Origin of the sequence: Pseudomonas auratipiscis (assembly GCF_036324085.1) — a bacterium.
GTDB lineage: Bacteria > Pseudomonadota > Gammaproteobacteria > Pseudomonadales > Pseudomonadaceae > Aquipseudomonas > Aquipseudomonas auratipiscis.
This window is the reverse complement of record NZ_JAZDCU010000015.1, coordinates 1-25,116: the sequence shown is the minus strand read 5'-3', so window position 1 is coordinate 25,116 and position 25,116 is coordinate 1. Positions and strand designations below refer to the sequence as shown.

Sequence of the window (25,116 nt, the reverse complement as noted above, 5' to 3'; positions counted from 1 at the left end):
AGTGTAGGCCCTTGCAGGGGCGCTAATCCAGTTACCGACAGATCCTGCGAATGGATTTCCTGACCAGGATGTCAACGGGTACACTGGTCGGCTTTGCATCCTATTTTGCAGGACACCTGCCTTGTGACGCCCATGATCAGCGACGCTCTATCTCCTTCCTTATCCCGCGCTGCCCGGGTGCGCGTAGAACTGCGCAGCCTGTTGTTGCTGGCAACGCCGATTATCATTGCGCAACTGGCGACCACGGCCATGGGCTTCGTCGATGCGGTGATGGCCGGACGGGTGAGTCCGCGCGATCTTGCAGCCGTAGCATTGGGCAACTCGATCTGGATTCCGGTGTTCCTGCTCATGACCGGTATTCTGCTCGCCACCACGCCTAAGGTAGCCCAGCGTTTTGGTGCCGGGCAGCATGCTGAAATCGGTCCGCTGGTGCGCCAGGCGCTGTGGTTGGCGGTCACCGTCGGCCTGATTGCCAGCGCTTTGCTGATCTGTTCCGAGCCGGTCCTGCAAGTGATGAAAGTCGACCCGCAGCTGATCGAACCGAGTCTGGGCTACCTGCAAGGCATCGCCTTTGGTTTTCCCGGTATCGCGCTCTATTACGTGCTGCGTTGCTACAGCGATGGCCTCGGCCATACCCGCCCAAGCATGGTCATTGGCTGCCTCGGCTTGTTGCTGAATATTCCGCTCAACTATGTGCTGATCTATGGCCACCTCGGCCTGCCGGCCATGGGCGGCGTTGGCTGTGGCTGGGCCAGCGGTATCGTCATGTGGTTCATGGCCCTGGCCATGGCGGCCTGGACCCGCTGGGCTCCGGCGTACGCAAAGAGTCGAGTGCTGGTCAACTTCGAGCGCCCGCAATGGTCAGTCATCAAGCGTCTGATTGGCGTCGGCCTGCCAATTGGCATCGCGGTGTTTGCCGAGTCGAGCATCTTCGCGGTAATTGCCCTGCTGATCGGTAGTCTCGGCCCGACGGTGGTGGCTGGCCATCAGATCGCCCTGAACATCAGCTCCCTGCTGTTCATGATCCCGTACTCGCTGGGCATGGCCGTGACGGTACGGGTCGGCCAGGCATTGGGCGCCGGGGCGCCGCATCAGGCACGCTTTGCCGCCCTCGTGGGACTGGCGGCGGCACTGGTCTTCGCCTGTTTCTCGGCCAGCCTGATCTTGCTGATGCGTGAGCCGATCGCTTCGATCTACACCCCTGACACGACGGTTATCCAGATTGCCGCCATGCTTATCGTGTACGCCGCGCTGTATCAGTTTTCCGATGCCATCCAGGTGATTGCAGCGGGCGCCTTGCGTGGCTATCAAGACACGCGAGTGACCATGATCCTTACCCTGTTCGCCTACTGGGGCATCGGCTTGCCGGTGGGCTACGTGCTCGGCCTGACCGATTACTGGGGCCCAGCCAGCGGTCCCAACGGTTTGTGGGAAGGGCTGATTGCCGGTTTGACGTGCGCAGCGGTGATGCTGTCCATTCGTCTGGCACGCAGCAGTAACAAACACATTCGCCGGGCGCAGCGCGCTTAGTCGAGTTTCTTGCGGATCCAGTACAGGTAGGTGCCGGCCTCTTCCTGCTGCTGGACCAGTTCATGGCCCAGGAACACGCAGAACTTGGGGATATCACGGCGCGTCGATGGATCGGTGGCGATAACTTTGAGCAAGCCGCCCGCGGCCAGGTCACGAACGTGCTGGTGCAACATCATTACCGGCTCAGGGCAGTTGAGGCCGGTGGCGTCGAGAACCGCGTCCGGGGTGAAATCAGTCATGTGCAACTCCAGAAACTGTTAACTGTGGGGTTCAGCGTGGTTTCAAATCCAGCCGACGCAAATGGCAGGTTACCTCTTCGCGGTCGTGGTACAGCTGCTTGCAGCCGATTGAAACCTTGACCTTGCGCGCCTTGAAGCCTTCCTCGATGCGGTCGAGCAAGCGCCGCACTTCGGCATAACGCTGCTTCATCGGCAACTTGAGGTTGACCACCGCTTCGCGGCACAGACCTTCGCCCAACCAGGTCTCCAGCAACGCAGCACTGCGCGCCGGTTTTTCGACGATATCGCAGACCATCCAGTCCACAATCTGCTTGGGCTTGTAGGTAAAACCGTCGGCCATCAGGTGCTGCACCAGCCCGGTATCCATCAGACTTTCCGCCATCGGTCCGTTATCGATGGCGGTGACCAGCATGCCACGCTTGACCAATTGGTAGGTCCAGCCGCCGGGTGCCGCGCCCAGGTCTACGCCCGTCATGTCATCGGACAGTCGCGCCTCCCACTGGTCCCGAGGAATGAAATGATGCCAAGCCTCTTCCAGCTTGAGGGTCGAGCGGCTGGGCGCTTCACGAGGGAATTTCAGACGTGGGATACCCATTGGCCACATGGCCGAATTGTCTGCGGCGGCAATGCCTGCGAACACCCGTCGGCCGCTGACGAAGGTCAGCAACAAACGTGGTTTGCTGGCGTCTTCAACCAGGCGCCCGGCCTTGCTCAAGGCCTTGCGCAGGGGCATTTCGAACTTGCGGCAAAACGTCGAAAGCTCTTTTCCGTCGTTGGTGTCCATTACTTCCAGCCAAAGGCTGCCGCACTGCGGGTACTCGGCCAGAAAGTCGAGCAGCACACTGATTCGGTCGGTTTCCGGCAGCTCGATGAAACTGCCGCGCGCCCACTGACGGGGAAAAATCAGTTGACCAAAGCGCAGCTCGCGCATCAGGCGCTCGGCCCCTTCAGCGTCGTTGCAGATGAACTCGGCACACGCGGTTTGCGGCTTGGCCTTGGCGTAACCGGGAACGTTCAGCCGGGCGGCATGTTCGGCGATTTCCGAACACACTTCACTCTCGAAGCCGGGCCGGCAGTGCATAAACAGGGTATTCATTCTCACTCCAGGACGGTTGGCAGCCAATCACTCCAACCCTGACCGAGCGCAATGTACTGCGCCGGCAAATGCACGAATGATAAAGGAAGTTCGGAACCTGCGACATGCCCCGCCGGTCCAGAACATGGTCAGGGGTGACAAACAGGTCTAACCTGACCGTTCAGCCAGGTCCGTGCCGTGCGGACCGTCATAGAGGCGGTGAACCGGCGACAGCAGGGAAGATTGCCGTTCACCGGCGCAGAAGGAGTTGGTAATGCCCTCGCTAGATAGCCTGAAAACGTTAAAGTCATTACCGGTCGCTGACCGCACTTACGCATACTTCAGTCTCACTGAAGCGACAAAGAGCCTCGGCGACCTGCAGCGCTTGCCGATGTCGCTGAAAGTGCTGCTGGAAAACCTGTTGCGCTGGGAAGATGGCAAAACCGTCACCCAGGCCGACCTCCGCGCCCTCGCCGACTGGCTCAAGGAGCGTCGTTCCGACCGAGAGATCCAGTACCGCCCGGCACGGGTGCTGATGCAGGACTTCACTGGTGTGCCGGCAGTGGTCGACTTGGCAGCCATGCGTGCGGCCATGGCCAAGGCCGGTGGCGATCCGCAACGAATCAACCCGCTGTCGCCGGTCGATCTGGTGATCGACCACTCGGTCATGGTGGACCGCTACGCCAGCCAAGAGGCGTTCGCCGAAAACGTCGACATCGAAATGCAGCGCAATGGCGAGCGTTACGCCTTCCTGCGCTGGGGTCAGAATGCCTTCGACAACTTCAGCGTGGTGCCGCCCGGCACCGGCATCTGTCACCAGGTCAACCTGGAGTACCTGGGACGAACCGTCTGGACCCGTGAAGAAGACGGCCGCACCTATGCCTTTCCCGACACCCTGGTCGGCACCGACTCGCACACCACCATGATCAATGGCCTGGGCGTGCTGGGCTGGGGCGTGGGCGGGATCGAGGCCGAGGCAGCCATGCTCGGTCAACCGGTCTCGATGCTGATTCCCGAGGTCATTGGCTTCAAACTCACCGGCAAACTGCGCGAAGGTATTACGGCTACCGACCTGGTGCTGACCGTTACCCAGATGCTGCGCAAAAAAGGTGTGGTCGGTAAGTTTGTCGAATTCTACGGCGATGGCCTGGCCGACCTGCCTCTGGCCGACCGTGCAACGATCGCCAACATGGCTCCCGAATACGGTGCCACCTGCGGCTTCTTCCCTGTCGACCAGGTGACACTCGACTACCTGCGCCTGTCCGGGCGGCCCAATGAAACGGTGCAACTGGTTGAGGCCTACTGCAAGGAACAAGGCCTGTGGCGCTTGCCAGGCCAGGAGCCGGCGTTCACCGACACCCTGGCGTTGGACATGCATGAAGTCGAAGCCAGTCTCGCCGGCCCCAAGCGCCCTCAGGACCGGGTTGCCCTGTCGCAGGTCAGCCAGGCTTTTGACGGGTTCCTCGGCTTGCAGCTACGTGCGTCGAACAAAGAAGTCGGGCGACTGGAGAGTGAAGGCGGCGGGGGCGTAGCCGTCGGCAATGCCGACCAGGCTGGCGAAGTCAGTTATGAACATGGCGGCCAGCATCATTTACTGCGCGACGGCGCCGTGGTAATCGCCGCGATCACCTCCTGCACCAACACCTCCAACCCCAGCGTCATGATGGCCGCCGGGCTGGTAGCGAAAAAGGCGATCGAAAAAGGCCTGCAGCGCAAACCCTGGGTCAAGAGCTCCCTGGCTCCTGGTTCCAAGGTAGTGACTGACTACTACAAGGCGGCCGGCCTCACACGCTACCTGGATGAACTGGGTTTTGACCTGGTGGGGTACGGTTGCACCACGTGCATTGGTAACTCCGGCCCGCTTGACGAAGTCATCGAGAAGGCCATTACCGGTGCCGACCTCACCGTCGCCTCGGTGTTGTCGGGCAACCGCAACTTTGAAGGCCGGGTGCATCCGCTGGTGAAAACCAATTGGTTGGCCTCTCCACCATTGGTGGTGGCCTACGCCCTGGCAGGAACTGTGCGTCTGGATTTGAGCACCGAAGCGCTGGGCACCGGCAGCGATGGCCAGCCGGTATACCTGCGCGACATCTGGCCGAGCCAACAGGAAATTGCCGACGCCGTTGCCAAGGTCGATACCGCCATGTTCCACAAGGAGTACGCCGAAGTTTTCGCGGGCGACGCCCAGTGGCAAGCGATTGAAGTACCGCAAGCCGCAACGTATGTCTGGCAGGAAGACTCGACCTACATCCAGCATCCACCGTTCTTCGATGAAATCACCGGACCCCTTCCGGTTATCGAGGACATCCATGGCGCGCGAGTCCTGGCGCTGCTCGGCGACTCGGTCACCACCGACCACATTTCCCCGGCCGGTAATATCAAAGTCGACAGCCCAGCGGGTCGCTACTTGCGCGACAAAGGCGTCGAACCACGCGATTTCAACTCCTACGGCTCTCGACGCGGTAACCATGAGGTGATGATGCGTGGCACCTTCGCCAACATCCGTATCCGCAACGAGATGCTTGGTGGCGAAGAAGGCGGCAATACGCTGTATGTGCCGACTGGCGAAAAAATGGCGATCTACGATGCAGCCATGCGCTACCAGGCAGAAGGCACTGCGCTGGTGGTTGTCGCCGGCCAGGAATATGGCACCGGCTCCAGTCGCGACTGGGCAGCCAAGGGTACCAACCTGCTGGGTATCAAGGCAGTACTGGCAGAAAGCTTCGAGCGAATCCATCGCTCGAATCTGGTGGGCATGGGCGTGCTGCCCTTGCAGTTCCTCAGCGGACAGACGCGCAAGAGCCTTGGCCTCGATGGCAGTGAACACATCGATATCCTTGGCCTGAGCAATGCGCGGATCCAGCCCCATATGCACCTGGATGTGAAGATCACGCGTCAAGATGGCACTCAGGAGCAGATCAAGATGCTGTGCCGCATCGATACCCTCAACGAGGTGGAGTACTTCAAGGCAGGCGGCATCCTGCATTACGTGCTGCGGCAATTGATCGCATCCTGAAGCACCGGCCCGGCCCTTTGTGGCCGGGCCTTTGTTTGGTTACACACTGCTGATCGACAGCTTGTTGTAGGAGCGATACAACAAACAGGCGTGCCTTGAACGACACCAGTGGAGTCGAAGGCTTCACTTTTCGCCGCACAATGGAATCTACATGCCTGCCTCCCAATGGATCGGACTGGCCCTGCTGGGTCTTGGTTACGTCTACTCGCTCATTCATGGCAACCTGGGTTTACTCGCCCTGCCCACGCTGATCGCGTTGTTGTGCACAGGCTTGCTGGTCAACCGCGCGGCGCGCTGGCAACAAATAATCGGTCATGCCCTGTTCGTGCTGCTGGCACTGGGCCTGGCGTTGCACTGGCTGCCTGGATTCCAGGGCAGCAAGGTCATCGACAAAGCACTCTGGAGCGAAGGCGCGGTGCCCTTCACCATGTACCTGAATCTGGACAAGCCGCTTATTGGCTTTTGGTTGCTGCTAGCCTGCCCGTGGGTACTGGCAATGGGCGGCAAGCGCCTGCTGCCAAGCCTGGCGGCTACCCTACCGGCGGTGATTGCCGCCTGCCTGGGCGGCGCCTGGTTGGTGGGGATTATTACCTGGACACCGAAATGGCCAGAACAAGCCTGGCTGTGGATGCTCAACAATCTGCTGCTGGTCAGCCTGACCGAAGAGCTGCTGTTTCGCGGTTACATTCAGGGCGGCTTGCAACGTTTGCTCAAGAATCAGCACCTGGCACTGTTTTTTGCTGCCGGCCTGTTTGCACTGGCTCATCTTGGTGCCGGCTGGTTGTGGGTAGTGCTGGCGTTCGTGGCGGGTATCGGTTATGGCCTGGCGTATCGCTATGGAGGCCTGTTCGCTGCAATACTCTGCCATTTCGGCCTAAACCTCGCACATTTCGCCGGCTTTACCTACCCAATGCTAGCCCCGTCGTGAACCCACAGTCATTTACTGACGCGTGTAAAAATACATTCAACAATCACCCCATGTTGCCGATAACCTTCGAAAGCCTTGCGGATTGAACAGCTTATGCGTAACAACCAGCCAATAACTCAGCGCGAACGGACTTTCCCTGCTCAACAACGCTTGATCTCGACCACCAATGCCAAGGGTGTCATCACCTACTGCAACGATGCCTTCGTCGAAATCAGTGGTTTTTCCCGTGAGGAACTGATCCGCGCGCCCCATAACCTGGTGCGCCATCCAGACGTCCCGCCTGCGGTGTTCGCCCACATGTGGAACACGCTCAAACAAGGTCTGCCATGGATGGGCATCGTCAAGAACCGCTGCAAGAATGGCGACCATTACTGGGTCAACGCCTACGTCACCCCGGTGCTCGAGAACAACCAGGTGGTCGGCTACGAATCGGTGCGTATCAAACCGACCGCCGAGCAGATTCGTCGCGCCGAAGCGCTTTATCAGCGCATCAACCAAGGGCGCGCGGCGATTCCACGTCGCGACCGTTGGTTGCCGGTAGTGCAAGACTGGCTGCCCTTCATTCTGGTCAGCCAGGTCGGTTTCCTGATCGGCAACTGGCTCGGTCACTCCTGGGGCTTCGCCTTGGCGGCAGCACTGTCGGTGCCACTGGGGCTGCTGGGGTTGAGCTGGCAGCAGCGTGGACTCAAACGTCTGCTACGCCTGGCTGAACAAGCCACATCCGACCCGCTGATCGCGCAAATGTACACGGACAGTCGTGGCGTCCAGGCGCGCCTGGAAATGGCCATGCTCAGCCAGGATGCACGGATGAAAACCTGCCTGACGCGTCTGCAAGATACCGCAGAGCATCTCAACGAGCAGGCTCGGCAATCCGACACCCTGGCCCACAACAGCTCCTCGGGGCTGGAGCGCCAGCGAGTCGAAACCGAACAAGTCGCCGCTGCGGTCAACCAGATGGCAGCCACCACCCAGGAAGTGGCCAATCATGTGCAGCGTACGGCCGATGCGACTCAAGAAGCCAACCGCCTGACCAGCCGTGGCCGCAATATCGCTGGCGAAACGCGCGAGGCGATCCAGCGCCTGTCGTCAGCTGTAGGTGAAACCGGCCTGACCGTGACTCAATTGGCCCGTGACAGTGACGAAATCGGCGGCGTGGTCGATGTCATCAAAGGCATCGCCGACCAAACCAACCTGCTGGCGCTCAACGCTGCGATCGAAGCGGCGCGTGCTGGCGAGATGGGGCGTGGGTTTGCCGTCGTGGCCGACGAAGTTCGTCAACTGGCACAACGCACCAGCGAATCGACCGGTCAGATCCACGGGCTGATTGCCAAGCTGCAACAAACCGCCAGCAATGCCGTACAGACCATGGAGGCGGGTCATCGCCAAGCCGAGGAAGGTGTCGCCCGGGTGATGGAAGCGGACCAGGCGCTGGTGGGCATAAGCGAAGCGGTGGCCAACATCACAGACATGACCACGCAGATCGCTGCTGCCACCGAAGAGCAGACTGCCGTAGCCGACGAGATCAGCCGCAATATCAGCACAATCGCCGAACTGGCAGATCAAACCTCCGAGCAGGCCCAGCACTCGGCGCTGCTCAGCGAAGAATTGAACCAGACGGCGACTACTCAATACTCGCTGGTCGAGCGCTTCAACCGCTGAAAAAACGGCGCGCCCACTGGTGGGTGCGCCGCTTCCCTGCCTACCAGTCGAGCGTCAGCCGACTTTCGAAATAACGTTCTTCACCACTTAGCGGATCGTTGAATCGCAAACTCCGCGCCAGTAGCTTCAACGGCTTGCTGTAGTCATCCTGCTCCTGCAGCACCTGCGGATAGAACGGATCGTTGCAGATACTCGCCCCAAGGGCCGTCATGTGCACGCGCAACTGGTGAGTCTTGCCGGTAATCGGCGACAGCGCATACCGCCAGAGCTCGCCATTCTTCTCCAGCACCCGTGCCAGGGTTTCGCTGTTGCTTTGCCCCTCGACTTCCTGCATGCGAAAGAATGGTTCGCCATTCACCATTCGGCTCTTGTGCACCCGTGGAAACTGCAGGTGCGCCAGTGCTGGCGCAATAGCCTGGTACTGCTTGTCGATCTGCCGATTGGGAAACAGCGATTGATAGGCTGAGCGACTCTGCGGGTTCGCGGAGAACAACACCAGGCCGGCGGTGTGTCGATCAATACGGTGCAAAGGCACCAGGCTGGGGTTGTCGAGGCGCCGGATCAGCCGACGCAATAACGTGTGCTCGACATACTCGCCAGTCGGCGTGACCGGCAGAAAGTGCGGTTTGTCTGCCACTACGAGGTGCTCGTCGACGTGCAGGATCTGCTCCTGGAACGGAATCACTTTCTCGTTGGGCACTTCGCGAAAATAGTGGATACGCAGGCCTGGTTTGTAGGCCAATGTGGCACTGATGGGCTGCCCATGGACATCGAGTACTCGCCCACGGGCGATACGATCCAGCCACTGTTCGCGTCCAATCGCCTTGAAGTGCTCGCTCAGGCAGTCAAGCACGGTGACCCAGTTGCCAGGCGGCAGGCAGACCGTACTGGCTTGGTGCTGGGCCGGATCGAAAGGGGCAATGGCCATGGGAACGCTCTTGACAGATTGACCGTGCATTATCCCGCAAGCCTGGCGCCTCAGCCAGTCTGGGTTGCAGCGGCCTCGGTGAATTCCTTGAGCCAACGCAGAACATCGACCGCTTCCCAGCGACCTGGGTCATAAAGTGCGTACAGCAAACCCTGATAACCGACCACGTCAAGAGCGCGATGGTAGCCGGCGCGCTGGAACAACGCTTCGATCTCGGCAAAACAGGTATTGAAGTGCAGTTTGTTGAAGGGCGTCTTGCCCTCCAGCACCAGACCGTCGAGGCGCAACTCGAGCACCGCTTCGCTCACCCTGTCGATAGGCATGCGGTTAACGGTGTATTTCAGTTGTTCGACATTGACCATGGTTTGGATCCTCAGGGCAAACGCCACCCCTATACTGTATTTATATACAGCATATTCAGAGTTATCGGACACGTCAATCAGACCCGGCTCAGACCAGCCCCGGAAGGTAGCCAGCCCCCTTGCGTATCGTCAGCAATTGCCGCCTTTGCAGGCCCTCGGCAAGACCAAGGTGCACCCACTGATCGAATTCAATAATCAATTGATCAAACATCAATGGACTGTCTGCCACACACCGCGCCAAGGTTGCAGGGCTCATGCCCGGCACGTTGATGTCTGCGGCAAGACCCTGCATATGCGCACTTTGGGGTGCCCCGCCGATGATGCGATTCAACTCGGTACTGCGGTAACCGCTGCTGACCAAAACCGGCTTTTCCACCAGCAGGCGTACTTGTTCCAGAAGCGCGCATAATCGGCGAAGGTTGTCGAGGGTTTCTACGCTGGGTGAATTATCGATACCCAAGCGCACAGCGCTTTGCGATGCCGTCATTTCGGCCAGGGTGAAATGCTCGCTGAGGTTCATGATCCACTCCTTGGTACACATAACAGCGTCCAAGGATTGTCCACCTACCCACGCGGCGGCGCACGAGAGGAATTCTCTCCGCAGGGCTAGCGCTTCAGCGCAGAAATGCCACCACTTGATCGGCATCGAACGGCCAGTTCAACTCGGCGCCGGTATCACAGCGGCGTAGCACCGGGATTTTCAGGCCGTATTGCTCGACCCAGAATTCGTTCTCGGCAATATCAACCAGCTCGACCAACAGGCCATGCTCGACGAAAGGCATCAACAAGGCTTCTGCCACTTCACACAGGTGACAACCCAGGGTGCCGTACAGTTGGCATTCAGGAAGCATGGACAAGTACCGGCAGATGGTTGAAAGGACCACTATTCTAGGTCTGCTAGCTGGAACCGTCGAGCACCCAGCGTGGCGCATGCAGCGCTGGCCGGCTGCTGATTCAGATCAGCGCGCACGCTTGCGCTATGGTGCAGACTTAATGGTTTTCATCGTTTTTCCACATGGAGTGTTTTGTGTTCGCCAACCTGTTGATCATTCTGGCTTCGTCGCTGGTCGTCATTGCCTTCTTCAGGCGCCTGAAGCTGCCGCCTGTACTGGGTTACCTCTGCGTTGGCCTGTTCGTCGGCCCTACGGCCCTGAACTGGGTCAACGAAAGCGAAGAACTGCCCGACCTGGCGGAAATGGGTGTGGTGTTCCTGCTGTTCTCCCTGGGCCTTGAATTCTCTCTGTCGAAAATGCTTGCCCTGCGCAAGGTGGTATTTGGCCTGGGCAGCCTGCAGGTGGCCTGCTCGGGGATCCTGCTGGCCGGGCTGCTGTTTTTACTCGACATGCCCGCCAACGCTGCACTGCTGCTAGGCGCGGGGCTGGCGTTGTCGTCGACGGCAATCGTCAGCAAGGAGCTGACCAGCCTGGGAGAGATTTTCAGCAGTCACGGGCAAAACGCAATCGGCGTGCTGCTGTTTCAAGATGTGGTGGCGGTACTGCTGTTGACGCTGGTCCCGGTGTTTGCGGGCCAAAGCGATCAAGCCTGGTACTGGGCCTTGCCGTTGACCCTGGGCAAAACCGTCATCCTGTTTATCGGCCTGTTGCTCGCCAGCCGGTGGATACTGCCGCGCCTGTTCCATGAAGTTGCCAGCTCTCATTCGGCCGAGTTGTTCGTACTGCTGGCTTTGGTGATAGTCCTGCTAACCGCCTGGCTGACCCATTTGCTCGGACTGTCACCGGCACTGGGGGCGTTTCTTGCCGGCATGCTGTTGGGCGAGAGCAACTACCGCCATCAGATCGAGGCAGATATCCGCCCCTTCCGCGACATTCTCCTGGGGCTGTTCTTCGTCAGTATCGGCATGCTCATCGACTTGCACCTGTTTGCCACCCATGGCCTGGAGATTCTCGCGCTGACCCTGGGCCTGCTAGTGGTCAAGGGCTGTGTGGTGGCGGCACTGGTGCGCATACGTGGCAGCGATGCTGAAACGGCCTGGCGCAGTGGCCTGGCTCTGGCACAAGGTGGCGAATTCTGCTTTGCACTCATGGCCCAGATGCAACAAACCCATCTACTCCCCGAGGCTATTGGCAATCTGCTGCTGGCAGCTACCTTCTGCTCGATGCTGGTCACGCCCCTGCTGCTGCGTGCAGCGCCAGGCCTTGCCGCCCGCCTGCACCGCAAGCCCAATGAAGAAGTTCACCTGGAGGAAATCGAGGCACAAAGCGCCTCGATGAGTGGGCACGTGCTGATCTGCGGCTATGGCCGAGTCGGGCAATCGATCGGACGTTTCCTGCGTCGGGAAAACATTCCCTTCATTGCGCTCGATGATGACCCTGTCAGGGTCCAGGAAGCTGCCGCTGGCGAAAGCTGCGTGCACTACGGTGACTCACGTCGTGGGGATCTGCTCAGCGCTATCGGCCTTGAGCGAGCACGCCTGCTGGTGATTGCAGTAGACAAGACCGATATCGCCATGAGCGTCCTTAAAGTGGCCCGCGAACGTCATCCCGACGTGCAGATACTGGTGCGCACCCGCGACGACAGTCAGCGTGAAGAATTGAACGCTGCTGGCGCCACGGCCGTGGTGCCGGAGCTGCTCGAGTCGAGCCTGATGCTCGCCTCCCATGCACTGATCATGCTTGGACTGCCGATGGAGCATGTGCAAGCGCGAATCAATGAAGTGCGCCAGTCACGCTACCGTATGCTCCAGGCGTTCTATCATGGCGCACAAACCAGCCCGGTCGACAGCGAAGGGCTGCCCAAGGCCATGATGCACGCGGTCAATCTCGGTGCCGAAGCTTACGCCTGTGGACGCCCGCTGAGTGAACTGAACCTTGAACAGCTGGGCGTCGAATTGCAGGGGGTGCAACGCAATGGCGAAGAGCTGGCCGTAGATGCCCAGACGTGCCTGCATGCGGGTGATGCGGTGCTGCTCAGCGGCCCACAGCCTGCGCTCTCAGCCTGTGAGGCGCGACTGGTGGCCGGACGCTGATCAGTCCTGGCTGGTGGCGCCGATCTTGTGGATCGACAGGTCGGCGCCGTAGTACTCCTGCTCCTGGCTCAAACGCAGGCCAACCAGCAGTTTGATCATGCCATAAACGACAAAACCACCGGCCAGTGCCACCATCACCCCGGCCAGGCTGCCGATCAACTGGCTGATCAGACTGACGCCGCCCAGCCCACCGAGTGCAGTCTGGCCAAAAATGCCACAGGCGACACCACCCCATACCCCGCACAAGCCGTGCAGCGGCCAGACGCCCAATACATCGTCGATTTTCCAGGTGTTCTGCGCGGCAATGAAGCACCAGACAAACAAGGCGCCAGCAATCGCTCCGGTAGCCAGCGCTCCGACCGGATGCATCAGATCAGAACCGGCGCACACTGCTACCAGCCCAGCCAGTGGACCGTTGTGCAGAAAGCCCGGGTCGTTGCGCCCGACCAGCAAGGCGGCCACGGTGCCACCCACCATCGCCATCAACGAATTGACCGCCACCAGACCGCTTACCCCTTGCAGGGTCTGGGCACTCATGACGTTGAAGCCGAACCAGCCGACAATCAGGATCCATGATCCCAGCGCCAGAAACGGGATGTTCGAGGGGGCAAACGCCACCAACTTGCCGTCACGGTAACGGCCATTGCGCGCCCCCAGCAGGAGCACGGCAGTCAATGCCAACCAGCCGCCCATGGCATGCACGACCACGGAGCCGGCAAAATCGTGGAAGCCGGCGCCAAATTGCTCTACCAGCCACTGCTGCGCACCAAAATTGCCGTTCCAGACAATGCCTTCGAAGAATGGATAAACGAAGGCGACAATCAGCGCCGTGGCGCACAGTTGCGGAGCAAAACGGGCACGCTCGGCGATGCCTCCAGAGATGATCGCCGGAATCGCCGCGGCAAATGTCAGCAGAAAGAAGAACTTCACCAGGCTGTAACCATGCTCGTGGCTGAGCACCGACGCCGGCTGCAGAAAACTCACACCATAGGAGATCCAGTAACCAACGAAGAAATACGCCAGAGTTGATATAGCGAAGTCACTGAGGATTTTGGACAAAGCATTGACCTGGTTTTTGTGCCGCACAGTACCCACTTCGAGGAAGGCAAAGCCGGCGTGCATGGCCAGCACCATTACAGCGCCCAGCAGGATGAACAGCGTATTGGAGCCGTGGACCAGCGTGTCCACTGCACTTTGCAGGTTTTCCATAGAATCGGCAGGCCTTTCGAAAAAGCACCAAGACAGCGCGGAGTGACTCCTTTGTGCACCAGCCTGGATCAATGAAGCGCCTCCTCCCTGGGCAGATCCTGCTGATATCTGGAGTTTTTCCTTGGGTTTGGCGTGGATTGGGTTAAGGTTTACAGGACCGTTCAAGGCCTTCGCATGGACGAAGCGAAAGCCGCGGACCTGAGCGCCCCTTGGAACAGCAAAACCTGTACCAGCGTTTTACTCTGAACCTTCGCAAGTAAACGCCACTCGAAATAGCCACACACCCTTAAGGAGAGCCCCATGACCAGCAAATCGGCAAAGACTGCTCAAGACATACTGATGGCCGACTTCCAGGCTCTGGTTCGTGACACGGAAAAATTGCTGGAGCACTCCGCCACATTGGCTGGTGATCAGGCCGATGAGCTGCGCGAGCAGATTCATGACAGCCTGCTTCGCGCTCGCGAAACCCTGCAGCTTACCCAGGACTCGGTCCGTGAACGCAGCCAGGCTGCGCTGACGGCGACTGAAGATTATGTCCAGAGCAACCCATGGCAATCGATTGGTATCGCCGCCGGGGTGGGTTTCCTGATTGGTCTGTTGGCAAATCGGCGCTGAGGTTGGCTATGGAAAGTGAATCGATCAGCACCAGTGCAGCTTCAAGCAAGCGCCTGGGTGCCGCCGTACTTGGCCTGCTCCACGGTCATGTCGAGCTGTTCGGAATTGAACTGCAGGAGCAGAAAGCCCGAACCTTGAGCCTGCTGCTGTTTGCCGGCCTGGCCCTGGTGTTTGCCCTGCTGCTGCTGGTGGCTCTCTCGGGCCTGGTGCTAGTGCTGCTGTGGGACACTTATCGGTTGGCCGGGGTCATTGGCCTGTGTGTGTTCTACGGCCTGGCGGCGGTGTTTTGTGGACTGCGCTTGAAAGCTGCGGTGTTCGACGAATCATCGCCGTTCCACTCGACCCTCGAAGAACTTGCCAAGGACCGGGAGCGCCTACTGCCATGAGCCTGCCTGAGTTGCCGAAAACCACCGACCGCCGTGAACTGCGCAAAGCGTTGATCCGCTTGCGCCTGGAAATGCACCGCCAGGAAATCCGTCACGAGTCTGGACAATTGCTCACCCCCCTTACCCGCCTGCGCGCCATGGGTGACAACCTGCAGGGCGGTCTGGGCATAAAGCATGCGCCACTGTGGGGAATTGGCGCAGTGGTGGTACTCGGATTTCTTACCGGCAAAGGCGCAAAAGGCGGTGGTCTGATCCGAATGATTCGCTTGGGGAGCAGCTTGATACCGTTGCTCAAGTTGGCAATGCAGGGCGCCGCCAACAAGCGTTGAGCACCTCGCGAACTCATCCTGAGCTGCCGGCGCTAGGCGCTGGGCAGTGAGGCGATCATTTGGTAGAAAGCCGCTACCGAGTACCGATTGTCAACGGATTGCACGTCAGGCATGAGGGTGGGAAAGTCGAAACGCACCCTGCCTGGCAGTGCCTTGTCGAGGGCTGAGTACCAGTCCATGAGTGCGGTTTGCAGACGTACGTGCAAGTCGAAATTTCTTCTTCGTCGACTGGTGTCTGCCTTGGCTCGTTCGCGTGCAAGCTGCGGATCGATCCGCCCGACAATGTAACAGTCAGCAAAGCCGATTCGCCCTTGCGCTACTGTTTCTCTGGTGGCCGCCAGTTCCAATAGCCAATCCTGTTCGCATGCTTCACCAATCTGCCAAAGAGTCCAGATGTAGTGGAGCTTTAACGGGTCGCTGTCACACAGCGCCCACCCATGGCTTTCTTCCGTTGCGAGTGTCGCCTGCCAGCGCTCCACATTCCGTTCGGACCAGAAAGCTGCCGCTGCTACCGGCTCACGTTGACGGTCCGGCACATTCCCGAAACGTCCATGCTCAGCAACGACATGCTCTGCTCCATGCTTCGTGCACCACGTGGTTTTCCCACTGGCACTGATACCCTCGACCACGACAATCATCCTGCTGGCTGCTCCACGCATTAGGTAAATCGTCCATAAGCCTACAGGCATCCGCTGACTGGCACTGATTAACTTGCAGGCACCACGCCGAAGCTGGAAGCTACAGGCTTGCCCCCTGTATTGGAGAATCGGCCTTGGACTGGCACACCCTGCTCACCCGCGAACGTCTTGGCAAGACCCTGCACAGCCCTGAAGAGCTGGGCCGCAGCCCCTTTCACAAAGATCATGACCGAATCATCTTCTCCGGCGCGTTCCGCCGCCTGGGACGCAAGACCCAGGTGCATCCGGTATCGAGCAATGACCATATCCATACGCGCCTGACACATTCGCTGGAAGTCAGTTGTGTCGGCCGCTCACTGGGCATGCGCGTTGGCGAAACCCTGCGTGACAAGCTGCCGCAATGGTGCGAGCCGAGTGACCTGGGCATGGTCGTGCAATCGGCATGCCTTGCCCATGACATCGGCAATCCCCCCTTCGGCCACTCCGGCGAAGATGCTATCCGCCACTGGTTCCAGCAGGCCGCCGGGCGCGGCTGGCTGGATGACATGACGGACGCCGAACGCGCCGACTTTCTCAATTTCGAAGGCAATGCCCAAGGCTTTCGCGTGCTGACGCAATTGGAATACCACCAGTTCGATGGCGGCACCCGCCTGACCTACGCCACCCTCGGCACCTATCTCAAGTACCCCTGGACCGCCCGCCACGCTGACGCACTGGGCTATAAAAAGCACAAGTTCGGCTGCTATCAGAGCGAACTGCCTTTGCTTGAACAGATTGCCCGCAAGCTGGGCCTGCCACAGATCGAGGAGCAGCGCTGGGCGCGACATCCATTGGTGTATCTGATGGAAGCCGCCGATGACATCTGCTACGCCCTTATCGACCTCGAAGACGGCCTGGAAATGGAACTGCTCGATTACCCCGAGGTGGAGTCGCTATTGCTGAGCCTGGTGGGTGATGACCTACCAGAAACCTATCGGCAACTGGGCCCCGGCGATTCGCGCCGGCGTAAGTTGGCAATTCTGCGCGGCAAAGCCATCGAGCATTTGACCAATGCCGCCGCTCGGGCCTTTGTCGAACAACAGCAGACTCTGCTTTCTGGCCAGTTGCAGGGCGATCTTGTCGAACATATGCATGGCCCGGCCAAGCGCTGCGTTCTGCAAGCGAAGGACATGGCGCGCAAGAAAATCTTCCAGGACAAACGCAAGACCCTGCATGAAATCGGTGCCTATACCACGCTTGAGATCTTGCTCAATTCTTTCTGTGGCGCGGCGCTGGAGCAGCATGGGGGACGCACACCGTCATTCAAGAGCCGACGCGTACTTGACCTGCTTGGCAACAATGCTCCAAACCCTACGGCATCCCTACACAGTTCGTTCTTGCGCATGATCGATTTCATCGCCGGAATGACAGACAGTTATGCCAGCGAAATGGCACGAGAGATGACCGGCCGCTCCAGCCCGGTTTGACCCCGAGAGGAATAAGCCTGCTGTAAACGAAACGGTTCTCAGCAGGCTTGTTCTATCTGCGTTTTCCTGCAGGACAAAGACTACAAAGCGAACCGCCAACTAAACAAGTCGTTCAAAATGAAACAGAAAGTTACCAATAAACGCAATTACGGCAATAACACCACACAACTCTCGTAGGCCATTCCTGCATTAAAGGTAAGACATTTCCTATATAGCACTTACCAGCGTTTGAGTTCATGTGCGACCTGTTCTATCTGCGTTAAGGTGCCCGCCTACTCTTTGGCACCTTCATGGAAAGTTCAACATGCATTCTGTATTCATCATCGACGATCACCCGGTCATCCGCCTGGCGGTGCGCATGCTCCTGGAAAACGAAGGCTACAACGTGGTCGGAGAGTCGGACAATGGTGTAGACGCCATGCAAATGGTCCGCGAATGCCCGCCGGACCTGATAATTCTCGACATCAGCATTCCACGGCTGGATGGCCTGGAGGTGCTGTCGCGTTTTCACACCATGGCAATTCCACTGAAAATTCTCGTGCTCACGGCACAATCGCCAGCGTTGTTCGCCGTTCGCTGTATGCACTCCGGCGCCGCTGGATATGTGTGCAAACAAGAAGACCTGAGTGAACTGCTCAGCGCTATCAAAGCGGTACTGTCGGGTTACAACTATTTCCCCAGCCAGGCAATCAACAATCTCCGAACTCAGGGAGGCGAGCTTTGCGAACTGGATCTTTTCAAACAGGTCAATGATCGTGAGCTCATGGTATTGCAACTGTTTGCCCAGGGAAGGAGTAACAAGGAAATTGCCCAAGGCATGTTTCTCAGCAACAAAACTGTCAGCACTTACAAAAAGCGCTTGATGCAGAAGCTTAAAGTCAAATCGCTGGTCGAACTTATTGAAATGGCCAAACGCAATGCTCTGGTTTGAGTCAGGCCATGCCTAGCCGCGTAGTCTTCGTTTACTTGTGTCTGCTCATGGCTTGCCTATGTGTGGTATCGACGGCTGTCGCTGAGCAGATAGCGGCCGGCCACTACCGATTGCTCAGCCGCGGCCAGCCGTTGAACCTCAACCTGGCACTCAATGATGCACAGCGGCAGTGGATCGACAGCAAAGAACAATTGGTGCTGGGCACCTCGGCGGCGGATTACCCGCCATTCGACATAACCGCCAGCGGCGACGACTATGAAGGGCTGACTGCCGACATTGCCGGGATTCTGGGACAGGCCATTGGCTTGCGCATTCAGGTAAAACGTTTTGCCACCCGCCAGGATGCAGTGCAAGCCTTGATCCGTGGAGAGATAGACCTGCTCGGTAGCGCCAACGGCTTCGAGGCTGCTGCCCCGGGAGTGGCACTTTCCACGCCCTACGCAATTGATCAGCCGGTGCTGGTTACCCGCGAGGACGAAAGCCGCCCCCTTGATACCGGTTTGGCTGGCCTACGCCTGAGCATGGTGTATCACTACCTGCCACTGGCCGAGGTACGGGCCACTTATCCCAACGCCATAATCCAGACTTACCCGTCCTACCAGAACGCCCTCAATGCCGTTGCGTTCAACCAGGCCGATGTTTTTCTTGGCGATACCATTTCCACCCATTACCTGATCAAACAAGGTCACTTGCAGAACGTCAAGATGGCCAACTTCGGCAAACATGAACCGGTCGGCTTCAGCTTCGCTATACAGCAGAGCAATCTCACCTTGCTGCAACTGGTCAATGCAACACTCGATCACATACCCCTCGACACCCGCGAGAATTTGTTCAAACGCTGGAGCGCAGGCAGCGATGTGCTGCTGACAGATCGCAAACTACAACTTTCTCAGCGTGAAGAGCGATGGCTGAGCGAGCATCCAGTGGTTCGCGTGGTGGTCAATGAAACCGCAGCGCCGCTGACGTTTTTTGACAGCTCGGGGAATTTTCGCGGGATTGCCGCCGACCTTCTTGAACTGATTCGCTTGCGTACAGGCCTGCGCTTCGAGATACAACGCGCCAACGGCTTCAGCGAAATGATCGACCGCCTGAACAATGACCAGGCCGATATCATCGCCGCGATCAGCCATAGCAAGCATCGCGAAAACACCCTGGCCATCAGCCGACCCTACCTGGAAAATTCGTATGTGCTGATGACCCGCAAGGGCATCGACCAGCCCACGTCCCTGGAGCAACTCGCAAATAAACGTGTAGCCCTGGCGCGCAACAGCGCGCTGATCGACACGCTGCACGAACACATGGCCGAAGTGATCCAGACCGAAAGCACGGCCTATTCGACGTCACTGCTCGCCAACGGCCATGTCGACGCTGCCATTGTGCCGCTGATCGACGCCAACTTCAGTATGGCGAGCCAGGCCGGCATGGTCATTCGCGCATCGGTTGGCACGCTGCCGGCAACGTTTTCCATGGCGACCCCGCGCCATGCCCAGGAGCTAACCTCCATCCTGGACAAAGCGCTGCTGAGCATTGCACCTGAGGAGCTGGGCATTATCAACAACCGCTGGCGCGGCTACAGTGCCGAGAGTAACGCCTACTGGAACAAGTACCACCAACTGGTGCTGCAAGTCGTACTGGGCACCAGCCTGCTTCTGTTGCTTTCACTGGCCTGGAATGCGCGCATGCGCCGGCAGATCAAACAACGCGAGAGTGCCGAGCGCGCCCTGGGCGATCAACTGGAATTCATGCGCACGCTGGTCAACGGTACTCCCCATCCCATCTATGTGCGTGACCGCGAAGGCTTGCTGCAAAGCTGCAACGACAGTTACCTGGAGGCCGTCCAATTGCAGCGCAGTGAAGTGCTGGACATGCGCGTCGAAGATGGCGCCCTGGGCGACAGCTGCTATGCCAGCCAGATCCAGGCCGACTATCAGCAAGTGATGCGCGAGGGCGTGCCACTGGTTGTCGACCGCCCGCTATTGCTCAACGACAAGGCAATGACCATTTACCACTGGATCCTCCCCTACCGCGATTCGCTCGGCGAGATCCAGGGTATCATTGGTGGCTGGATCGATATCAGCGAGCGCCGCCAATTGATTCAGGACCTGAGCTTGGCCAAGCAACGTGCCGATGACGCCAGCCGCGCCAAAAGCACCTTTCTGGCAACCATCAGTCATGAAATCCGTACCCCCATGAATGCCATACTCGGCATGCTTGAGCTGGCGCTGGAAAAAGCTGGAGCGAGCCAACCGGACCGTCCGGCAATAGAAGTCGCCTACAGCTCGGCCAAGGACCTGCTGGCGCTGATCGGCGACATACTCGACATCGCCCGTATCGAGTCCGGGCACCTGACCCTGGCGCCGGAGCAAGTCAACCTTGCAGAGCTGGTCGAGTCTGTCCGGCGAGTGTTCGACGGTCTGGCTCGGCAGAAAAACCTGAGCCTGATGATCCGCATATCCCCCAACGCCCACACCAACGTCCAACTGGACCCGCTACGGTTCAAGCAAATACTTTCAAATCTGCTCAGTAATGCGATCAAATTCACCGAGCACGGGCAGATCATCATCGATCTAACCCTGGAGCCTGGCTCCGCGCCAGATATCGTCCAACTTGAGCTGACGGTCAAGGACAGCGGCATCGGCATCCGCGAACAAGACCAACAACGCGTTTTCCTGCCCTTCGCCCAGGCCAACCCGGACAGTCAGCTGGCACGCAGTGGAACCGGCCTGGGCCTGGCTATCAGCCGCGACCTGTGCAGGCGTATGGGCGGTAGCCTGACATTGCACAGCGTGTTGGGCCAGGGCACCTGCGTGCACATCAGCATGCCTTTGACGCTCATGACCCATGCGCCCAGGGTGATCACCCCCACCTCCGAGTCCTGCATTGAGATTGCCGCGCTGAAAATACTGGTCGTCGATGATCACCCCGCCAATCTGTTGCTAATGACTCAACAGTTGACTCATCTGGGGCTGGCGTACGGCAGCGCCGACAACGGCCTGGAAGGCTTGCAACGCTGGCGCCGCGAGCCATTCGATGTGCTGGTCGTGGACTGCAATATGCCAGGCATCAACGGCTATCAATTTGCCCGAACGGTCCGAACTGAAGAAAGTGAAAGGCGATGGCCACGCTGCACCATTCTGGGCTATACCGCCAACGCTCAGCCTGAAGTCCGCCAACAGTGCCATCACGCCGGCATGGACGACTGCCTGCTCAAACCTATCAGCCTCAAGACCCTCAGTCAGCGCCTCGCCGGGATCGCCGTGCTGCCTGAACGCGAGCCCGCAGATGACTGCCGATTGTTCGATCTGCAAGGCCTGCGGCCATTGGTGGGCGACTGTCCTGCCGACTTGCAGGCGTTGCTCGAGCAACTTCTGGAAAGCCTGAGCCGGGATCGGGCCGCGATGGAGGCGCTTGATACGAACCTGCAATCGCATCAATTGAGAGGTGAGGCACACCGAGTTCTGGGTGCTGCACGCATCATTCAAGCCAATGCCTTGATCAATGCCTGCGAACAACTTGAAGCAGGCTGCAGCGCAGATGCATCGCCCGCCACGCTCAAGTTTCACCAGCAACAGGTGACAGCTGCGATGGCCATGCTGGAACAGGCGTTGGCGCAGCACTTGCAGCGCGGTGACCGCGCCACTACAGCAGCCAAGGCAAGCTGAAAGCAAACTGCCGACAACGGCGCTGGGCTGCAACGCAGCCCAGCAACCCAGTGCAAATTACCGCGACACGGATCAAGCCAACTCTTTACGCAGTTGGCGAGCAGCGGTGACCATGTGAACCAGAGCCGCCTCGGTTTCTGGCCAGCCACGGGTTTTCAGACCGCAATCCGGATTGACCCACAAGCGCTCGGCAGGAATACGCTTGGCGGCCTTGCGCAGCAAGTTGGCCATTTCCGAGGCGTCCGGCACGCGTGGCGAGTGGATGTCGTAGACCCCCGGACCGATTTCATTCGGGTAGGCGAAGGCCTCGAAAGCATCCAGCAACTCCATATCCGAACGCGATGTTTCAATGGTGATGACGTCGGCATCCATCGCAGCAATCGATGCAATGACATCGTTGAACTCGCTGTAACACATGTGCGTGTGGATCTGGGTTTGGTCACCGACACCGGAGGCACACAAACGGAAGGCCTCGGTCGCCCAATCCAGGTAATGCTGCCATTGTGCCTGGCGCAGCGGTAGTCCTTCACGGAATGCGGCTTCGTCGATCTGCACGATCTTGATCCCCGCCGCTTCGAGATCGACCACTTCATCGCGAATGGCCAACGCCAGTTGTCGTGCCTGCACTTCGCGAGAAACATCCTCGCGGGGGAACGACCACATCAGCATAGTTACCGGCCCGGTCAGCATGCCTTTCATGACTTTGTCGGTCAGACCTTGAGCATAGCGAATCCATTCTACAGTCATGGCTTTCGGACGGCTCAGGTCACCGAATATCACTGCAGGTTTCACACAGCGCGAACCGTAACTCTGGACCCAGCCAAAACGGGTGAACACATAGCCGTCCAGTTGCTCGGCAAAGTACTCGACCATGTCGTTACGCTCGGCTTCACCGTGCACCAGTACGTCCAGGCCCAAGCGTTCCTGCACTTCGACGGCATGACGAATCTCACTGTGCATTGCTTCGGTGTATTCGGCTTCGGTGAGCTTGCCTTGCTTGAACGACTGACGGGCCAGGCGAATCGCACCGGTTTGCGGGAACGAGCCAATGGTCGTGGTCGGAAACAGCGGCAGATCCAGGCCCGCACGCTGCTCGGCGATACGGGTGATAAACGACGACTGACGCTGGCTGTCCTTGCTGGTGATAGCAGCGACTCGCGCCTGAACAGCAGGCTTGTGGATACGCGAGGAAGCGGCGCGGCTGGCCTGCACTGCACAGCTTTGCGCCAGTGCTTGCACTACGGCTGGCGCTTGCGGCTCATTGACTGCCCTGGCCAGAACAGCGACTTCTTCGCACTTCTGTACAGCGAAGGCCAGCCAACTCTTGAGTTCGGCATCCAACAGGTCTTCACGCCCCAGATCCACCGGGCTGTGCAGCAAAGAACAAGAAGGTGCGATCCACAGACGCTCACCCAGACGCTCATTGGCGTGTTGCAGCACGGCCAGAGCTTTTTCCAGGTCGCAACGCCAGACGTTACGCCCGTTGACCACACCCAGCGACAGAACTTTGTAAGCGGGCAAACGATCGAGGATGGTTGGATACTGCTCGGGGGCGCGCACTAAATCAATGTGCAAACCGTCGACCGGCAGGTTAGCCGCCAGACCCAGGTTTTCTTCCAGGCCACCGAAATAAGTGGCGAGCAGTTTTTTCAGTGGATCACGCTGGATCTGGTTGTAGGCGCGTTCGAACGCATTTTTCCATTCCTGCGGCAGGTCCAGGACCAGAATGGGCTCATCGATCTGAACCCACTCAACGCCTTGGGCTGCCAGGCGCTGGAAAATCTGCCCATACAACGGCAACAGACGGTCAAGCAGTTCCAGTTTGTCGAAATGCGCACCTTTGGTTTTACCCAGCCACAGATAGGTCAGCGGACCGATTACCACGGGTTTGACGTTGTGGCCCAGCGCCTTGGCTTCGGCGACTTCTTCGAACAGTTGATCCCAGCCCAGCTGAAACCGCTGATCGGCACTGAACTCAGGTACCAGGTAGTGGTAGTTGGTATCGAACCACTTGGTCATTTCCTGGGCATGGGCACCGCCACAGCAACTGTCGCTGACGCCACGCGCCATGCCAAACAGAGTTTGCAGGGACGCTTTACCATCGTGAGGGCGGAATCGCTCCGGAATCACCCCGAACATCAAGGAGTGCGTCAGTACTTGATCGTACCAAGCGAAATCGCCGACGGGCAGCAACTCGATTCCAGCATCTTTCTGCAGTTGCCAGTGGGTTTTGCGCAACTCACTGCCAACAGCACGCAAGCCCGCCTCGCTCAGCTCACCTTTCCAGAAAGCCTCCTGGGCTTTCTTCAGTTCACGGTCGCGACCAATGCGCGGAAATCCCAGGGAATGAGCCAAGGCCATGACAAAAAACTCCGATGTGTTTGATGGGAGCCATTGTCGGCACTTGGCCTATAGTGAGACAAACTCATTTAATTCTTGATCATCACAAATTTTACTCATCATCTCGCACAACAGATTCCGCCATCCGCACCGTCCTGATCGCTCGCTACAGACAAAACGTACAGCCAACAGGTGCTAAATCAGCAAGTGCATGTACAAGCAGGCAGCCGGGGGCTGAAGCTGGTAGACTGCGCCCGATATTTATTAAGAGGATTGTTTCATGGCCACTAACCGTTCCCGCCGTCTGCGCAAAAAGCTTTGTGTAGATGAGTTCCAGGAATTGGGCTTCGAGTTGAACCTGGGCTTCAAGGAAGATCTGACTGACGAAGCAATCGATGCCTTCCTCGACGCGTTCCTGACCGAGGCGATGGACGCCAACGGTCTGGATTATGTTGGTGGTGATGACTTTGGTCTGGTGTGCGCCGCCAAGCGTGGCTCGGTCACCGAAGAACAGCGCAGCGCCGTTGAAGCATGGCTCAAAGGTCGCGCTGAATTGACCAATATCGAAATCAGCCCGCTGATCGACGCATGGTACCCAGAAAATCCGGTCAATCCGGCTGTTTGATCTTCTGGTGTAATCAGGGCCATCCATCGTGATGGCCCTTTTTTTTGGTTCTTCACGGAATCCCGGGGGCATGATCTTTGGGCTGGGCTGGGATTTGAGGCTGTGAGCTTATCCTTTCGATGCGGCGGCGCTGTTGGCCCCTTCCGCCCTTACGGCGGGTCCCTTTTGTCTTGGCAAAAGGAACCAAAACCG

At 58.7% G+C, this 25,116-nt stretch carries 21 protein-coding genes; 12 read left to right on the top strand and 9 right to left on the bottom strand.

Annotation, left to right across the window (positions count from 1 at the left end; translation table 11 throughout):
• Positions 1 to 132: 132 nt before the first annotated feature.
• Positions 133 to 1,530, top strand: a complete 1,398-nt coding sequence (locus tag V0R60_RS19395; protein ID WP_330080495.1) for an MATE family efflux transporter — start codon at positions 133 to 135, stop codon at positions 1,528 to 1,530.
• Here the strand turns inward: V0R60_RS19395 and tusA are convergent.
• Positions 1,527 to 1,769, bottom strand: a complete 243-nt coding sequence (gene tusA, locus V0R60_RS19390) for a sulfurtransferase TusA (RefSeq protein WP_330080494.1) — start codon at positions 1,767 to 1,769, stop codon at positions 1,527 to 1,529. The genes V0R60_RS19395 and tusA overlap by 4 nt on opposite strands.
• Before the next feature lie 31 nt (positions 1,770 to 1,800).
• Positions 1,801 to 2,865: a 23S rRNA (cytidine(2498)-2'-O)-methyltransferase RlmM gene (gene rlmM, locus V0R60_RS19385; RefSeq protein ID WP_330080493.1), complete on the bottom strand. Its 1,065-nt coding sequence runs from the start codon at positions 2,863 to 2,865 to the stop codon at positions 1,801 to 1,803.
• 253 nt (positions 2,866 to 3,118) lie between these two features.
• Between rlmM and acnA the strand changes: the two genes are divergently transcribed.
• The 3 genes from acnA to V0R60_RS19370 all read left to right on the top strand — a co-directional run bounded on the left by acnA (position 3,119) and on the right by V0R60_RS19370 (position 8,447).
• Entirely contained in the window at positions 3,119 to 5,860 is a 2,742-nt protein-coding gene (gene acnA, locus V0R60_RS19380) for an aconitate hydratase AcnA (RefSeq protein ID WP_330080492.1), read from the top strand.
• Between the two features lie 151 nt (positions 5,861 to 6,011).
• Positions 6,012 to 6,788 carry a CPBP family intramembrane glutamic endopeptidase gene (locus tag V0R60_RS19375; RefSeq protein ID WP_136475285.1) on the top strand — a complete coding sequence of 259 codons (777 nt, stop codon included), beginning with the start codon at positions 6,012 to 6,014 and terminating at the stop codon, positions 6,786 to 6,788.
• Positions 6,789 to 6,881: 93 nt separating this feature from the next.
• Positions 6,882 to 8,447, top strand: a complete 1,566-nt coding sequence (locus tag V0R60_RS19370; RefSeq protein ID WP_330080491.1) for a methyl-accepting chemotaxis protein — start codon at positions 6,882 to 6,884, stop codon at positions 8,445 to 8,447.
• Positions 8,448 to 8,487: 40 nt separating this feature from the next.
• On the opposite strand, the gene V0R60_RS19365 is transcribed toward V0R60_RS19370, so the two are convergent.
• The 4 genes from V0R60_RS19365 to V0R60_RS19350 all read right to left on the bottom strand — a co-directional run bounded on the left by V0R60_RS19365 (position 8,488) and on the right by V0R60_RS19350 (position 10,588).
• Positions 8,488 to 9,375 (bottom strand): pseudouridine synthase, encoded by an 888-nt coding sequence (locus V0R60_RS19365; RefSeq protein ID WP_330080490.1) that lies wholly within the window; start codon positions 9,373 to 9,375, stop codon positions 8,488 to 8,490.
• Positions 9,376 to 9,425: 50 nt separating this feature from the next.
• Positions 9,426 to 9,737, bottom strand: a complete 312-nt coding sequence (locus V0R60_RS19360) for a transcriptional regulator (protein ID WP_136475282.1) — start codon at positions 9,735 to 9,737, stop codon at positions 9,426 to 9,428.
• A gap of 88 nt (positions 9,738 to 9,825) precedes the next feature.
• Positions 9,826 to 10,257, bottom strand: coding sequence for a D-Ala-D-Ala carboxypeptidase family metallohydrolase (locus V0R60_RS19355; protein WP_330080489.1), 432 nt, complete (start codon positions 10,255 to 10,257; stop codon positions 9,826 to 9,828).
• Positions 10,258 to 10,351: 94 nt separating this feature from the next.
• Positions 10,352 to 10,588, bottom strand: coding sequence for a glutaredoxin family protein (locus V0R60_RS19350; protein ID WP_136475280.1), 237 nt, complete (start codon positions 10,586 to 10,588; stop codon positions 10,352 to 10,354).
• A gap of 176 nt (positions 10,589 to 10,764) precedes the next feature.
• Here V0R60_RS19350 and V0R60_RS19345 point away from each other — a divergent pair, with 176 nt between their 5' ends.
• Entirely contained in the window at positions 10,765 to 12,723 is a 1,959-nt protein-coding gene (locus tag V0R60_RS19345) for a monovalent cation:proton antiporter family protein (protein ID WP_136475279.1), read from the top strand.
• Here V0R60_RS19345 and V0R60_RS19340 read toward each other — a convergent pair whose 3' ends face one another.
• Positions 12,724 to 13,932 carry an ammonium transporter gene (locus tag V0R60_RS19340; RefSeq protein ID WP_136475278.1) on the bottom strand — a complete coding sequence of 403 codons (1,209 nt, stop codon included), beginning with the start codon at positions 13,930 to 13,932 and terminating at the stop codon, positions 12,724 to 12,726.
• Positions 13,933 to 14,232: 300 nt separating this feature from the next.
• On the opposite strand from V0R60_RS19340, the gene V0R60_RS19335 reads away from it, so the two are divergent.
• Genes V0R60_RS19335 through V0R60_RS19325 form a run of 3 tightly spaced genes read left to right on the top strand, consistent with a single transcriptional unit; the run spans position 14,233 to position 15,262 of the window.
• Positions 14,233 to 14,547, top strand: coding sequence for a DUF883 family protein (locus V0R60_RS19335; protein ID WP_136475277.1), 315 nt, complete (start codon positions 14,233 to 14,235; stop codon positions 14,545 to 14,547).
• Between the two features lie 8 nt (positions 14,548 to 14,555).
• Entirely contained in the window at positions 14,556 to 14,933 is a 378-nt protein-coding gene (locus V0R60_RS19330) for a phage holin family protein (RefSeq protein ID WP_136475276.1), read from the top strand.
• Positions 14,930 to 15,262, top strand: a complete 333-nt coding sequence (locus V0R60_RS19325; protein WP_136475275.1) for a hypothetical protein — start codon at positions 14,930 to 14,932, stop codon at positions 15,260 to 15,262. The genes V0R60_RS19330 and V0R60_RS19325 overlap by 4 nt, the downstream gene beginning before the upstream one ends.
• A gap of 32 nt (positions 15,263 to 15,294) precedes the next feature.
• Here V0R60_RS19325 and V0R60_RS19320 read toward each other — a convergent pair whose 3' ends face one another.
• Positions 15,295 to 15,900: an ATP-binding protein gene (locus tag V0R60_RS19320; RefSeq protein ID WP_330080488.1), complete on the bottom strand. Its 606-nt coding sequence runs from the start codon at positions 15,898 to 15,900 to the stop codon at positions 15,295 to 15,297.
• Positions 15,901 to 16,034: 134 nt separating this feature from the next.
• On the opposite strand from V0R60_RS19320, the gene V0R60_RS19315 reads away from it, so the two are divergent.
• The 3 genes from V0R60_RS19315 (at position 16,035) to V0R60_RS19305 (ending at position 21,959) form a co-directional block, all read left to right on the top strand.
• Complete coding sequence (locus V0R60_RS19315; protein WP_136475273.1) at positions 16,035 to 17,366, top strand: deoxyguanosinetriphosphate triphosphohydrolase; 1,332 nt, start codon at positions 16,035 to 16,037, stop codon at positions 17,364 to 17,366.
• A 304-nt stretch (positions 17,367 to 17,670) separates the two neighbouring features.
• Positions 17,671 to 18,297, top strand: coding sequence for a response regulator transcription factor (locus tag V0R60_RS19310; RefSeq protein ID WP_330080487.1), 627 nt, complete (start codon positions 17,671 to 17,673; stop codon positions 18,295 to 18,297).
• A gap of 8 nt (positions 18,298 to 18,305) precedes the next feature.
• Positions 18,306 to 21,959 carry a transporter substrate-binding domain-containing protein gene (locus tag V0R60_RS19305; protein ID WP_330080486.1) on the top strand — a complete coding sequence of 1,218 codons (3,654 nt, stop codon included), beginning with the start codon at positions 18,306 to 18,308 and terminating at the stop codon, positions 21,957 to 21,959.
• Between the two features lie 72 nt (positions 21,960 to 22,031).
• Here the strand turns inward: V0R60_RS19305 and metE are convergent, their stop codons facing one another.
• Complete coding sequence (metE, locus tag V0R60_RS19300; protein WP_330080485.1) at positions 22,032 to 24,320, bottom strand: 5-methyltetrahydropteroyltriglutamate--homocysteine S-methyltransferase; 2,289 nt, start codon at positions 24,318 to 24,320, stop codon at positions 22,032 to 22,034.
• Between the two features lie 259 nt (positions 24,321 to 24,579).
• Between metE and V0R60_RS19295 the strand changes: the two genes are divergently transcribed.
• Positions 24,580 to 24,924, top strand: a complete 345-nt coding sequence (locus V0R60_RS19295) for a YggL family protein (RefSeq protein WP_136475269.1) — start codon at positions 24,580 to 24,582, stop codon at positions 24,922 to 24,924.
• The last annotated feature ends 192 nt before the right edge of the window (positions 24,925 to 25,116 follow it).